General features: G+C 44.4%; 13 protein-coding genes. 6 read left to right on the plus strand and 7 right to left on the minus strand.

Features of this window, described 5'->3' with window-relative positions:
* Positions 1–49: 49 nt before the first annotated feature.
* The 4 genes from ACXAD4_RS23645 to ACXAD4_RS23660 form a co-directional block, all read right to left on the minus strand.
* Positions 50–865, minus strand: coding sequence for a hypothetical protein (locus tag ACXAD4_RS23645; protein ID WP_475244490.1), 816 nt, complete (start codon positions 863–865; stop codon positions 50–52).
* 221 nt (positions 866–1,086) lie between these two features.
* Positions 1,087–3,087, minus strand: coding sequence for an alkyl/aryl-sulfatase (locus tag ACXAD4_RS23650; protein ID WP_475244491.1), 2,001 nt, complete (start codon positions 3,085–3,087; stop codon positions 1,087–1,089).
* 602 nt (positions 3,088–3,689) lie between these two features.
* The gene (locus tag ACXAD4_RS23655) at positions 3,690–4,229 is read right to left on the minus strand and encodes an outer membrane beta-barrel protein (protein ID WP_475244492.1); all 540 of its coding nucleotides are present in this window, start codon (positions 4,227–4,229) and stop codon (positions 3,690–3,692) included.
* A 396-nt stretch (positions 4,230–4,625) separates the two neighbouring features.
* Positions 4,626–5,549: a LysR substrate-binding domain-containing protein gene (locus ACXAD4_RS23660; protein ID WP_475244493.1), complete on the minus strand. Its 924-nt coding sequence runs from the start codon at positions 5,547–5,549 to the stop codon at positions 4,626–4,628.
* Between the two features lie 111 nt (positions 5,550–5,660).
* Here ACXAD4_RS23660 and ACXAD4_RS23665 point away from each other — a divergent pair, with 111 nt between their 5' ends.
* Positions 5,661–6,974, plus strand: a complete 1,314-nt coding sequence (locus ACXAD4_RS23665) for a 6-phospho-beta-glucosidase (RefSeq protein WP_475244494.1) — start codon at positions 5,661–5,663, stop codon at positions 6,972–6,974.
* On the opposite strand, the gene ACXAD4_RS23670 is transcribed toward ACXAD4_RS23665, so the two are convergent.
* Positions 6,971–7,372, minus strand: a complete 402-nt coding sequence (locus ACXAD4_RS23670; RefSeq protein ID WP_475244495.1) for a hypothetical protein — start codon at positions 7,370–7,372, stop codon at positions 6,971–6,973. The genes ACXAD4_RS23665 and ACXAD4_RS23670 overlap by 4 nt on opposite strands.
* Positions 7,373–8,267: 895 nt before the next feature.
* On the opposite strand from ACXAD4_RS23670, the gene ACXAD4_RS23675 reads away from it, so the two are divergent.
* From ACXAD4_RS23675 to ACXAD4_RS23695, 5 genes are all read left to right on the plus strand, one after another.
* Entirely contained in the window at positions 8,268–8,723 is a 456-nt protein-coding gene (locus tag ACXAD4_RS23675) for a MarR family winged helix-turn-helix transcriptional regulator (RefSeq protein ID WP_475244496.1), read from the plus strand.
* Between the two features lie 404 nt (positions 8,724–9,127).
* On the plus strand, positions 9,128–9,892 hold the full coding sequence (locus ACXAD4_RS23680; protein WP_475244497.1) for a hypothetical protein: 765 nt from the start codon (positions 9,128–9,130) through the stop codon (positions 9,890–9,892).
* A gap of 18 nt (positions 9,893–9,910) precedes the next feature.
* A complete protein-coding gene (locus ACXAD4_RS23685; RefSeq protein WP_475244498.1) occupies positions 9,911–11,182 on the plus strand; it encodes a serine hydrolase domain-containing protein in 1,272 nt (423 codons plus the stop codon).
* 183 nt (positions 11,183–11,365) lie between these two features.
* A complete protein-coding gene (locus tag ACXAD4_RS23690) occupies positions 11,366–12,478 on the plus strand; it encodes an NADH:flavin oxidoreductase (protein WP_475244499.1) in 1,113 nt (370 codons plus the stop codon).
* Between the two features lie 218 nt (positions 12,479–12,696).
* Positions 12,697–13,254 carry a YceB family lipoprotein gene (locus tag ACXAD4_RS23695; protein WP_475244500.1) on the plus strand — a complete coding sequence of 186 codons (558 nt, stop codon included), beginning with the start codon at positions 12,697–12,699 and terminating at the stop codon, positions 13,252–13,254.
* A gap of 140 nt (positions 13,255–13,394) precedes the next feature.
* Here ACXAD4_RS23695 and ACXAD4_RS23700 read toward each other — a convergent pair whose 3' ends face one another.
* On the minus strand, positions 13,395–13,601 hold the full coding sequence (locus ACXAD4_RS23700) for a hypothetical protein (RefSeq protein WP_475244501.1): 207 nt from the start codon (positions 13,599–13,601) through the stop codon (positions 13,395–13,397).
* A gap of 234 nt (positions 13,602–13,835) precedes the next feature.
* The gene (locus ACXAD4_RS23705; protein ID WP_475244502.1) at positions 13,836–14,090 is read right to left on the minus strand and encodes a hypothetical protein; all 255 of its coding nucleotides are present in this window, start codon (positions 14,088–14,090) and stop codon (positions 13,836–13,838) included.
* Between the last annotated feature and the right edge of the window lie 81 nt (positions 14,091–14,171).

A 14,171-nucleotide genomic window follows, 5' to 3' on the forward strand; every position in this document is an offset into this window, starting at 1 on the left:
GAAACAGATACCCAATATAAATATAAAATATATTTCTAAGATGAAATTACTACACTTGGTAAGTGAACATTAATCTATGATCCCCATTAGCATAACGAGTATCATTTGACCAGTTAGCAAAGTACCTAATATTTGAACGTGGTGTTATTTGGTATGAAACCGCTGCTTCGTGTAAAAAATGAGATTCACCAGATAATTCTCCTGTAGCGCCGTATAAAGACATTGGATTATAGTTGAGCCAAATATTGTTACTTACGTTGTATCGACTGTACATTCCAGCCAAGCCATATAGTCCAAGTAGGTGGTGACCGCCAATCGTGCCGTTTTCAGTCTCAAGGCGGTAGTCTGTCTTGTTTAAATCAATGGCCGCTGCTCCGGCTGCTAACATCGGATAAGCTTGAAAACGGCCTACTTGGGGTAAGGCTTGAATGAGTCCATACGTGCCGGAGCCGAGGCCCGAATTAAGGTTGTAATTCAGGTCAATATTGGTGCCTGTTCCCGTTTCCATGCTTGCTTCAAAATGGCGGTAGCGAAGCTCGCTGATGGAGTTGTTGTTACTTTCTCGCCATCCTATAGCATCACCAGCGATGCCCTTGACTTCCAATATATGCATGGCCTTTCGGTTAGCAACACCTGTATCGTAGGCATGGCCAAACATTAAATTAATCCCCTTATCACCGTACCCTGCACCAAACTGAGAGAATACAGCCATCGGATCAGACATATCTTGCAGGGTATCTGAATACTGAGAAGCAAATGCAGTATATGTTGGTAAAGTTAATAGAATATAAATAAGCGATTTTTTTATGCCTAATATCATGTCATATACCTGATGACTTCTTGCAGCCATTTTTGCACGTAGCATAGTAAAAATCACAACTGGGAATAGAGGCGATTTTGTTGCAACAACGGCACTTAGCTCTGATCAAAAAGATATTTATCAATGCGTACTCGTGTTTTTTGCTGAGAATGTTTGTTTCTCGAATAAATTCAAGTGTGTTACGGTTTATATATTTCACCATAATCAATTTCCATCTTGAAATGGGGGAGTCTACATGACATTTTGATAGATCTCCCCTGAAATGCTTATTTCATCAGTGGTACGATTTCGAAGTCTTGGCTAAATTGCACCGACACACTCTTCAGTGTATCCAATACTGATGCGTCACCCTCAAGTTGAGCTTTTTTATCTTTTACCAACTGCTCTAGCGTTGTCTTGCCAGTAATAGCGGCAATAAAATCATCGCGCTCTATAGATAGGGTTAGATCAACGCCGCTAACGGCTTCTTCCACCTGGAGAGGAGCAAGGTTAGCGTTGCTAAATTCAACGTAATATACTTCGTCTATCCCTGGGTGGATAAGATTAAAGTTGAATGCCATATCAGCAGGTACTTTGCTGGCATCAACCGAAATAGCCATAAAGTCTAGGAATCCTGCTGTTGTCATCTGTGACATTATGTCAGATGACACTGCTTTTAATGCTTCAGGTATATGGTTGGTGCGGAGTTCTGAAGCGCCTTGTAAGTATGAGTTTCGCCATGCCATGGTTTCAGACTGATAACCTTGCTGTTCCCAGCTATCAGCCAGCAAGTCGCGGGCTTTGCTATCGGAAGGATCGCAGTTGACGATATCATTTAACAGCGTAGAGGCTTCTTGGTAGGCGCCCTGGTTGAAATGATACTGAGCCTGCTTAAGCATAATATCAGCGCCTACTGTTTCCACGTATAAGCATGAGCGGTCAACGTTGGTCAAAGGATTGATGTTGGTCGGGTTCATATCGTGGTAACCCAAATATAGGTTAATGACGCCACGGGCATTGTGGGAGTAGGATCCGTGGTAGCCGCGACTTGCCCAGGTCTGTTGCTGAGATTCCGGTACAATCGCTTCGACTGCTCGGCCAATGTCATTGATCTTAACCCCTTGGTTAGCGAGCCTCAGAGTCTGGTTATGGATGAAGCCATAGTTGTCGCGCTGCATGGTGAGGTAGTCTGCGACTTCGTTGCTCTTAGTGTCCGGGTTGTTCCAGACCGGGGCAGAGTGAGCGGCATGGATGTTGTCGACTTTATCTGCAAAGCGATGCTTTATCTCCGAGAGGTATTTGGTCCAAGCAAGCGAGTCACGGGTTTGTGCCCCACGGAAGGTGTAAATGTTATGTTGGCCGTCGTAGGTGAGCTCCGCAGTGTTCAACGCGTTGTAAGCGGGTACATAGTTGATCATCTCGGTTGGCGCTTCAGCTCCCGGCATATTGATGAATAGCATTTCCAAGCCATCAATAATGACGGTCTCTTCACGATCTTCAATGATCACTGTCGGTGGGATCAGCGTGATTTCACCTTTGGAGGTGCCCATGCCGAGCGCGTTATCAACTACCCCGTATGCCGAATCTGGCAGTGTATTCCCGTACTGATATTGAGCGCGGCGACCCATGGCATTGCCGGCCAGCAAACCTTCGCTGAGCAACTCTTCCATAAAGTCCTTCGGAGCGTAGATATTTACCCCATCAGGCAGTTGCCCATCCTCAAACAATCCACGAACACCGCCATAATGGTCTGGGTGGGTATGGGAATATATGACCCCTGTGACTTTGTGCTCACCATTGATGGCAGGTAGGTGCTGTTTGGCAAAGTCCCATGCGGCTGAGGCGGCTTCCCTGGTGATCAGCGGGTCATGGATAATATACCCGGTATCGGAGCGGTATATGGTCATATTAGAAATGTCGGCACCACGAACTTGATATATGCCGTCGGTGACTTCATAAAGCCCTCCTGATGCATAGTTCATTGCTCCTTGCCGCCAAATAGATGGGTTAACCGTATCAGGGCGATCACTGCGAATGTTGTCAACTTCCAGATACCCACGTGAATTACGAAGCTCTGCCGCATCATGATCGCCAAAAACAGCAATAAGCCCCCGTTCTGAGCGTTCAAAGGCAGAAGTGTCGTGCCAAGGTAGTGTTTTGTCTAATGCATTGTTAGCTTCTATGGTGTGCTTTGTGGCTGGTTTGCCGATGTACTCTAACGCATCATAGTCAGCACTTGCCGCGCATGATGTCACAGCGACGGCGATAGATAATAGTGTTTTTTTCATTTTAGTCGTCTCTTTGGTCATAATAGTTAAGGAAGCACTGCCCCTAGAGGTTTGTTCTTTGTTTTGTGAACGAGTCGCCCCCTCGGTTAGAGGGAAACCGATATAGTGACTTCATCTTTTTCTATAGCTGAAAGTGCAAATAAATATCTTTATCTGGCATTTTTTTTCATATCTTTTTTCTTTCATATCTTTGAAGTTTATAAAAGCCGAGAATCACCCGGTAGATGATAGTGATGATGAGTATGAGTCCGGCTAAGGTTCCTATCGGTGTTCCAAATCCTAGTGCTGATACAAACAGGCTGACAATTATAGTTATATTCATTATAACTATTTGTAATATTAGAAGCCGACTAGGTTGTGAAATAAAAATAGTTCTAGACATCGTCTATAAATTCTTTTTATGTCAGGGTGGCTAGTTAAACAGAAAATTTGTTAGTTATACGACTTGATGATTTCATATGATTTAAAACTTTTAAGTGATGAATCCTGAATAAAAAATGAGTAAAAATACCCCCGCTAGTTTAAGCAGGGGATGCTAAATAGCATGTTAGGAATTTAAATATGAAATCAAGAATGTCGTCTGCTCATAGCATCGTTATGAGCTAAAAAGTTATCCCAAGGGTTAACCTTATCTGATCATAGTCAATGTTTGCTCCTCCTATATTGAAGTGAAGATTGTTTTTTGCAAGTTGCATGTAAACATATTCACTGGATGCCCTAATGCCAATACCATGGTAGATGTTGGTATCCCTATCGCTGGCCGTGAGGCAAGCACTTGTCATTTCACAGCTGACCCCACGCCATTTGGTCGTGTGTACTCCTGCCGTTACGTATGGTTTCAGTGCCATATTGCTGGAGTATAAAGTCCAACCGACATCAACTCCTGCTTTGACAGTTTTGAATTTTTCCCGGGATGAACTGTGACTATCTATTAATTTATAGTCACCTTGCGAAAATGAAGAATGCATTCCCACAATATCATTCCAGTCATATTCATATTCAAGGGTAAACCCTTTCTCTGTATTTACATTTCCGAGTGCCTCAAATTGACTCACGCCAAACCCGATACGATAATCACCTGAGAAAGCTGCACCAGAGGTTAACAGGCAACCAGTAATTAATAATAAAAAGTGTTTTTTCAAATTACTTATAAACCTATTGGATTAATTTGTTAGAAAGTTTTTCATTAAGATTTCATTAAGGAAAAATATAATCTATATGTTATATGGCTGAATTTTTCATATGTACCCCTCAAGATGAGATACTCGTTTCACTAAGAGCAGCCATAGTGAATATTTATTATTTGTCAGACAACATAATCAAGATTGCAGCGTTAGATTTTAATTGCGATTCCGTTTAAATACGAACGATCAAGTGTTTTAATTCTTTTCACTGATTATCATTTACTCGAAATGATTTTGGTTCAGGGTTGGAATTGTTTTATTACACTTAATTACAAAGGCTGCCTCATTAAGTTATTCCACTTAATAGGCAACCTTTATTGATTCGGCAAGGTATTTTGACTGGAGGAGAAATTTTTATTCAACTGGCAGTTGAGCTTGTAGCCATTCTATAAATGCGGCGTTTCTTGGTCTGTGCTGTTGTCCATTTAAGCAAATGAGATCATAACCACGCCCTGAGTTTACGCCATTGAAAGGAGCAATCAGCTCACCGGATTCTAAGCTGTGATGGACTAGTGATTCACGTGCTATGCATATGCCCATATTGTTCTTGGCAGCAGTCATAGCCATGTCAGAATGGTTAAAGATATAGGTTCGTGTCATCACATTAAGCTGCATGATCTCTTCATCTTTCTGATTTTCTAGCCATATATTCCATTCTTGACTCGGCTCGCTAGCTTCTAGTGACTCGTTACAGTGAATGAAGGTCGCCCGCTCAAGCTTACTCAGCATTGAGCCTTTCCCTTGAAGCTGTGCGTCGAAATATTCTGGGCTGCATACCGGCAAGAGCTTTTCATCAAATAACCGGTGATGATAAAACCCTGCATGATCACTTTCACTGTAGTAAATTGCGACATCTACAGGTTCGTGCTGGAAATCGAGCCGGCTGGCTTTTACTCGGAGTTTGACGTTAAGGTTTGGGTACAAGCGTTGGAAGTCTGGCAGCTTTGGCAGTAACCAGTTTTGCGCAAAGGTCGGTGCCGCGCCGATGTACAGCTCCCCCCGCAGTTCGTTGAACTTGATATCTTCGAGTTCAGAAAAAATCACATCGAAAGACTGGTTAAGTGCCAGTAGCAACCGTTCTCCCTCTTTGGTCAATGCCAGGCGCCGCGTCATGCGGATAAACAAATTAAAGCCTAGCTGTTGCTCAAGTAGCTTGATGCGTTGGCTTACCGCTCCCTGAGAGATAAATAGCTCTTCGGCTGCCTTGGTAAAACTGAGGAACTTGGCGGCCACGCTGAAGGTATACATATTGGATACCATCTGTTGTTTTTGATTCATGCTTCACCTCATAGATTAGCCTGCCTAATGCATAGCAGATGTTTATTGGTTTGTGTAGCGGCTAGTGATGCTTTTAAATCAATTTATCTTATTTATAACGAGGAAAGTACTATGAAACAGAAGCTGAAAATTACGATTATTGGGGCCGGTTCAAGCTACACGCCGGAGTTGATTGAAGGTCTAATCAAGCGTAACCACGAGTTACCGATCCGTGAACTCTGGCTGGTAGATATTGAGGAGGGGCACGAGAAGGTCAGTATCATCGGTGACCTGACCCGTCGGATGCTAGCTAAAAACAACATGGCACATATTGATGTTCATGTAACGCTGGATCGCCGTTCTGCATTAAAAGGTGCAGATTTTGTCTGCTCTCAGTTCCGCGCAGGTTGCTTGGAAGGCCGAATTCGTGATGAGCGCATTTCTTTAAAATACGGCATGATTGGCCAAGAAACGAATGGCCTTGGCGGGTTTGCCAATGCTTGCCGTACCATACCGATTGCTTTGGACATCGCGAAGGAGATGGAAGAATTATGTCCAGATGCATGGCTTCTGAACTTTACCAACCCATCAGGTATGGTGACAGAGGCGATACTAAAACATACCAAGGTAAAAGCCGTAGGGTTATGTAATGTGCCCGTTATCATGCAAAAAGGTATCGCGCAGATGCTGAGAGCTGACGAAAAGGACTTTGTCTTACAGGTTGCCGGTCTGAATCACTTCATCTGGGCACGACAGATTTTGCATGATGGCCAAGAAAAGCTTCAGGATGTTGTCGAAGAGATCTTGTCGGGTAACGATCTTTTGGTACCGCAAAACATTCCACCGTTTGAATGGCCTGCGGAATTATTGCGCAATATGGGGATGATCCCATGTGCTTACCTTCGTTATTACTACACCAGCCAAGATATTATGGGGCAGGAGTTAGAGGAAGCGGACGGTGAAGGAACACGAGGAGAGGTGGTGAAGGCGATGGAAAAGCGCCTGTTTGATATTTACCGTGATCCTGAGCTAAACGAGAAGCCTAAAGAGCTGGAAAAACGCGGTGGACAATATTATTCGGAAGCGGCATGTGAGTTGATGAGTTCGATTTATAACGACAAGCGAACGATCATGCATGTGAACACCCGAAATAATGGCTCTATTGGAGGCTTGCCAGATGACTGTACCGTTGAAGTAAGTTGTATGATCACCAAAGCTGGACCACTGCCACTGAACGTTGCTCCGTTCCCGTCAGATACATTACGTTTAATCCAGCTAATGAAAGAGTTTGAATCGCTGACTGTCGAAGCTGCTGTTACAGGTGACCGAAATGCAGCTCATCGCGCGCTGATACTCAATCCATTGGTGACGACAGGCACTATTTTGAAGGAAGCCTTAGAGGAAACAATTGATGCTAACTTAGATTTTATGCCTCAATTCCGTTAAGGCTCAATAATATCAAGTGGCTCATTACCGTCCCAGTTTTCCAGAATAAATTGACGCTTACTATCAAGTCGCTGCTGAAGGGATTGGATGTAATCTTCTGATTCCTTCAATTGGCGAGCCAGCTCGAAGGCTATCGCTTCGAGATCATCAAAGCTAAAACTATCGCCTTCTGTGTTGAGGTAATCTTCGGGGCTGTAGGTTTCAAATTCGAACTGAGGCGCAGAAGGTGTTAAGGCTCGTAAGTGGCGTTCTTTTTGTAGGTGGTCAAACAAGGAAAAGCTGGTGACAAGAACAGCAATGAGTGCACTGGCGCCAAATAGCTTTCGATACTGGCCATTCTCTTTCAACGCTAACAGGATCAGTAACCCACAAACAATGCATAGCAGTATCAGTACCATTCCTTAGAAACCTCAATCGCTTATTGTTAGTGATTAGATTATCAAAATGAATAGTTAGTCACTATTGAGATTCTGTTACGGAATGCAAATTGTGAGGTGGCGATATGGGAATTCTTTCCCGTAACTGAAAAAAAATTCCATGCAGTCAATGCCTCTGTTAGCACTGGCTCTAATTTGCTCTCAAGCCCAGACTAGCCATTCCTCCAACATCGCCACTGAAGCTTAATTCTGAATACATCATAAAGGTTCAATATCATCCCTTTTGCTATGTTTGGAATGTTTTGCATTACAAATGAACGTTTTTTATAAAGTGATGCTCCATTAGTAAATTATTGCAACCTTCATATTTATATGATTATAAATGCAAAGTTTATTGATTTAACTTCGCGTGATTACAAGTCTGGGAAAATTCCCCGTCAACATGCTTGATATTAAAATATTACCTCTCAAATATTTCGCTCCGTCAACAAGGAGGTTTTATGTGAAACACACTTGGGGATCTTACTAGTTGATGCCTGGTAAAAAGCATTGCACCAAGTTCGCTAGGCTTGGTGGATGGTTATAGAAAAGTAGCCGGTTCCTAGCCACCGGCTTAAAGCTCAAGGCTAGGGCACTTAATTAATGCATGGCCCAGACTCCATTAGATAAGTGTTGTCCCTATGCGACGCTGAACGGGCGGGGCCCCGTATAAACAGCCTCCTGGCCGAGCAATCTGCCAGCTGCAACTCACCCGCTGGTATACCGGGCAATATATACCGAATGTTCATGTTATGTATTGTGTTGATACTACTTTTCTAGGTATGTCTTTGACTGTTCGGCCACTCTATTATTTAGAGTGGCTTTTTTTTTAATCGAACTATATGATCCATCGCGTATAGTGATTAAGGGTTAAATCATGACAAAAAACATCAAGGCACACGAGACTACAAGCGGCCTGGCGTGGGTTGCAACAAGACTTCTGAATAATAAGATTCAACTTGCAATCTCTGAGCGTTATAGCGAAATCAACGTTGAACAGCTAACCATGCTGATGGAGTTGGCATACGAAGATGGGATCAGGCCAACCACGTTGGCTAAGCGTATGACCCGAAGCAAAGGTACTATCTCTAGCCTTATTCGTCATGCGACCAAAAATGGCTATATTGCTTCAGCCCCGGATCCAGCAAACAAAAATGCTAAGCGTATTCACTTGACGATCAAAGGCAAGGAAGTACACGATGAATTAATGCCGGTATTGATGAACATCTTGATTGGTTCTACCGAAGGCATTGACCAAGCAGATCTGGAAGCTACCCAGCGGGTGATGACCAAAATCATTAAAACCGAGTATCCTGAGTATTTCGAGTATTAAGTGAGTAGGGGCCATAAGCTGGCCCTTTCTTTTCCCTTCTTCATTATTTCCCCTCACCAGCTTTTTGTTGTTACTCATACTGAGCTTCACTTTCTTTGACGAAGGTACAGGATAGGTTGTCGTGGTTAGTGAGTCTGATACTGACCGTTGACGAAAAAACTAATAGGGGTGATATCAAATCAAATGTGATGTTTCTATCTCCATGCCATCTCATTTTTGTCTCACTATTTATAGTCATTAAATAACAGCTACTTGGCTGTGAATTGTGTTTTTGTAGAGTTCTGAAAGAAGAATTATGCTGTATGAATCCTGAATTTAGGTTTGATGCCAACTCTTTTTTGTTGATAAGGTTTGATATTGAATCTATTATCCCCGCAACGACATGAGTTACGGAAATAGAAGAGATGTTCAAACAATCAAAATTTGCTGCGCTAATGACAATTACCGCACTAGGTGCCGCTTCATTACTCTCTCCGGTACACGCCGCTGAGCAAGACCCTAATCCAGCGGATCTAACCCAAACCAATACCTTTGTTTGGTTGAGCGCCGACAGCAAAGGTAACAGCAAAGTGAATGTGGGACTTGCCGGCCAATACAGTGAGGGGAACACCTTCCTTGGCCTTATTGAGCACGGTGTGAAGTTCCAAAACAACTTCAAGGGAACGGACGGAGAAAACTCTCGTCTGCGCTACTTCCAGGTGCTGGATACTGGTTCTAGCCTGGCACCTAAAGCCGGTGCCAGTGTCGATTACATGAAGGGGTGGAAGCATAAAGGTGTGGAGAGTGACATTGTGGCACTGGGCGGTATTGCCAAAGTGAATACCCCGATGGAAGCGTTAACCATCTACCCGAATCTGGCTTATGTAACGGGTGAAATAAAATCGGGCGCAGCGAAGAAAAGCGTGAATGGTTATCAGGCCAACCTGTTTGCCTCCTTGGCACTGAGCGAGAGCGGTAACTACGCCATCTTCCAGCCCCAGTGGATGGATACCAATGTCGGTTCGAAGTTTGAAATGAAAACCGGCTTCGGTGCACCAGTGACGGACAGCGGCAAGCTATGGATGAACGTTGACCATGTTTATACCCATGTTGATTTGAAAGGTGCAAAGGGCGGCATGGGCCGAGACAACGACAATAAATTTGAAGTCGGTATTTCTTACTATTTCTAATATTTACAGGGGCTTATTATGAAAAAGACACTATTGGCTTTACTGGTTGCTGCGACAACATTCAACGCGGTAGCATTGGAAGTTCACGGTCCGGACAAAGCATTTATCGACCAGACGGCAGCGACCGGCATTGATCAAAGTAACTGGGACAGTGGTAAAAGTGCGAAGTTAACATTCAAGCACGCTTACAGGTTCACCCATCATATTGATATGGAAAAAGGCACATTCACTCACGACTTGGGTAAGGCGGAAGGCTTTGACTTGAAGTCGGTGAAGGCCAGTGATCTGGATGGCGAGTTTGACTTGGAAACTATCATTCGCGACCGCCTTAACATTGAATCATTGGTTCTGGTGAAAAATGGCCAGCTAGTGGATGAGTATTACTGGTCAGGCATGGATAAAGACCAAACCCACTTACAAATGAGTGTCACCAAGTCTTTTACCGCCCTCACCTTGCAGACTTTGGTGCAAGACGGCCTGGTGGATATGAGCAAGCCGATTGCCGATTACTTGCCTGAGCTAAAAGCATCAGCCGGTTTCCGTGACGCAACGGTTCAGCAAGTGGCCGATATGCGCTCTGGCATCAAGATTGAGTTCTCGCCGGGCAAAATCTGGGATGACCGGATGACCAACGTGCAAGAGTGGAACGGCGTGAACCAATACCCGGAGATGAGCAGTATTTTGGACTTTGGTAAAACACTCGGCCAGCGCTCTGATGTGGCGACCGGACAAGCGTTTGACTATCAGTGTGCCAATACCGAAATGCTAGGGATGTTGATTGAGCGTGTCACTGGCAAGCCTGTGGCAGAAGTCATGGAGGAAAAACTCTGGAAGCGGGTAGGCTTTGAAAATAACGCCCACCTTCAATCTAACCACAATGGTGAGGCTGTTGCCTCCGGCGGATTGAATGCCACCACTCGGGATATGGCCATCATGATGGATGTGCTGGTTAACCAGGGTAATAACCGTGCCGGTGAGCGAATTATTGATAAGGAATATATCGACAACCTAATGGCGGGTAACCCAGCGGTGAAGAGCGCCTGGCAGTACGACGGTTTTGCCTCCCTTCTTGCCGATGCTTGGTATAAAGATCAGGTGCGGGTGCTTAATGTTGAAGGCCATCGCTTCATCACCTTTGTTGGTATTCATGGTCAGGTTGTGATTGGCGAGCCATCAACGGGGATTGTTATTGCTATGAATGGTGCACAGGACGAAATGCAGGCAGTACGTACTGTTGCTATGACTTACCTCCAAGTTGCCCCTGCGCTGCTTGATGCCATGCAAGATTAAACCTTATAAGCCGGTTCAATGACTGATTTAGCCACCGCTCGCGGTGGCTTTTTTGTACTTGGCGCATAAATGGGAAGAAGTAGTGGCATTTACTTAATCTAGATTAAGTTTTACAGGCGGGATCCTCGCTATCATCGCCCACCACTTTTTGCTGTACCACACGATATTTGTAGAGGATTGGACTTGAGCACTTTGTTTACTGAAACCCGCATTGGCAAGATGGCGTTGAAGAACCGTTTTATGCGCAGCGCGACGTGGGAGAATATGGCAACAGAAGATGGCCATATGACAGACAAGCTATACGCCATCTATGAAGAGCTCGCGCAGGGTGAAGTCGGCCTGATCGTAACTGGTTATGCAAATATTGTTGAAGAAGAAAAGCCCAATGCCGGCATGATGGGGATCTACAATGATTCCTTCATTGATGAATATAAGAAACTGACCGAACTGGTGCATCGCAACGACTCTAAAATCGTCATGCAGTTGGCCTACGGTGGCACCAAAACCACTTTCAACCTCGGTGAAAGGGTCATTTTCGCGCCAAGCGAAGTACCAGAAAAAGGCACCCAAACACTGGGCAAGGCAATGACCAAAGATGAAATTGATTACATCGTCAAAGCCTTTGCCGAAGCTAGCTTGCGCGCACAAAAGTCAGGTTTTGACGGGGTTGAGATTCATGCTGCCCATACTTACCTGATCAACCAGTTCTTGAGTCCTTACTACAATCGTCGTGAAGACGAGTACGGCGGTAGCCTGGAAAACCGCATGCGCTTTTTGATGGAGATCTACGCCGAGACCAGAAAATTGGTCGGTGAGGATTTCCCTATCCTAGTGAAACTGACGGCGACCGAGTTTTTCGACGGTGGCGTGAGCTTTGATGAGACCCGCATCGTTTGCCAGAAGCTCGAAGAAATCGGGGTTGATGCCATCATCATCTCGGGCAATATCCATGGCAAGGCCAACACCATGATTGGCCAGTCTTTCGATGGCTATACCATCAAGGAAGAAGGCTATTTCCATGAATATGGTCATGCCATAAGCCAGGAAGTCAGCGTGCCTGTTATTACCGTTGGCGGCCTGACAGACATTGAGGCGATAGAAAAAATTGCTGAGAACACAGGTATTCAATATTTCGCATTATCACGTCCACTTTTGTCCGAGCCGCATTTGATCAAGCGATGGAAGCAAGGGAATAGGGCGCCCGTTGAGTGTGAGCGATGCTCTAAGTGCCGTACCAAGCGCGGCAACTTCTGCGTGGTGAACAAGGAAAGAAAGACGCAGCTCGCGCAAATGTAATTCGACCGGATTTGAGTCTTATTGATGGTAAAGCCAGCAAAGTGTTGCTGGCTTTTTTGATCTTGCTTGTTGTCGTGGAATACTGACCTCGTCATGACTTGATGCGGGCAGGGATGGTGTATTGATGGCAATTAAATAAAGCGCCAGTGGATCGGCGTGAACCACTTTTCATTTGTTGTGCTAACAATTGAAGGGTAGACAGAAAAGAGTAGTGATAGATGATAAAAACAAAAGCTAAATTACTTGCTGCGGCATTGGCTGCCGCTTTGCTTGGGGGCTGCGCCAGCTACAGCATTTCAGAGCAGGATATGACTAACTACCTGCAAGATTCGGTCAGTCTGGATCAGTCAGTCGGGGTTGAAAATGTCATGTATGCCGAGGTTGCGGTAGACGATTTGGAAGTCAAAATTGGCCGGGCAGATGCTGACCGCGTGTCGGTATTCGCCAGTACCAATGCCCAAGTACAGATGCTGAGCATGAAAAATATCGGTTTGGATTTGGATGTCGAATTTAGCGCTGTCCCTGAATATGATAAAGACACTGGTGAGGTTTACCTGAAATCGCTACGACTAGAGCGCTTTGATGAAAGCAGCAAGCAACTGACTCCTGAAATCAAACAACTGCTGAAACCTGCGGTTTCCATGATTGGCTATGCGCTATCTAAGCAACCGGTCTATAAACTGGATAGCTCGAAGGTACAGGAAGCTTTGATCAAATCAGCCGAGCCTAACTTGGTGATCAAGAACAATAAACTCGTCATCGAGCTGTTAGATTAGCATTAAAAGACTCTTGAGGCGTTAAAAGAGAGACTTACACGCTTCAAGAGTGCTACCTGTTAACTCATTCTTCAGTACTAAGGATGGGAAAGAAAACGTTGACTCTTCTTACCATGAAAGCGCCCATCCTTTGCAGGGAATTAATTCACTAAAACATAGCCATTTGTGTCCCGCACGCTGCGGCTATCATCGCAATCCATCCCTGCACCTTCAGCCTGGCATTTCTGTGTGGTTGGTAAATCAAGCTGCACGCTATTTCTAGACTTTATGTGAGTCGCAATCGCTGAACCAGCCAAGATAACAGAGATCGCCAAGAGTGGTTTAACAAAGCGCTGTGAAAATACCATGTGTTCATGTTCCTTGTTTTTTTTAAAACTTAAAATTTACTTTGGCTGTATTATAAGACAAATTGATTAAGGCTATTGAGTGTGATCAATTTTTCTTATGCTTTGTGTTGAACTGCTCTTTGGTGTTTATCTTGGGTAATTGAAAAGAGAAAGATATATTTTGATTTTAAGCTTTTGAAATTAACGGAAGTGATGACGGTTAATGTCGAGAATTGGATATTGGCCCAGTAGGTACTAAATAGCTTCTTTGCCAAAGTCAGTAGGTTGGCGTCGTACATTGTTGAGTTTTTCATCGTCTTTAATTTCTCTATCGACAAGCTTGCGGATAGTAAACCGGGCAATGTCGAGTTCTTGGTTGATACTGATGATTTTGAAGTGGATGCATTGGTATTGCTTGCGTAACCTGCGATAGCGATTGTTGAGTAGCAGCAGGACACAGAAAACAGCGGTATTGGTTAGTATCATTATGCCAATCAATAGTCCCAGCATGGTGTTACCTCGTAATATGAATTTTTTGTTCGAATTTGTCTGTCAGAGGGCATCCATGCCGATTGTTATTGCGATCAATAG

Source organism: Photobacterium sp. AWH4_225 (assembly GCF_056158405.1).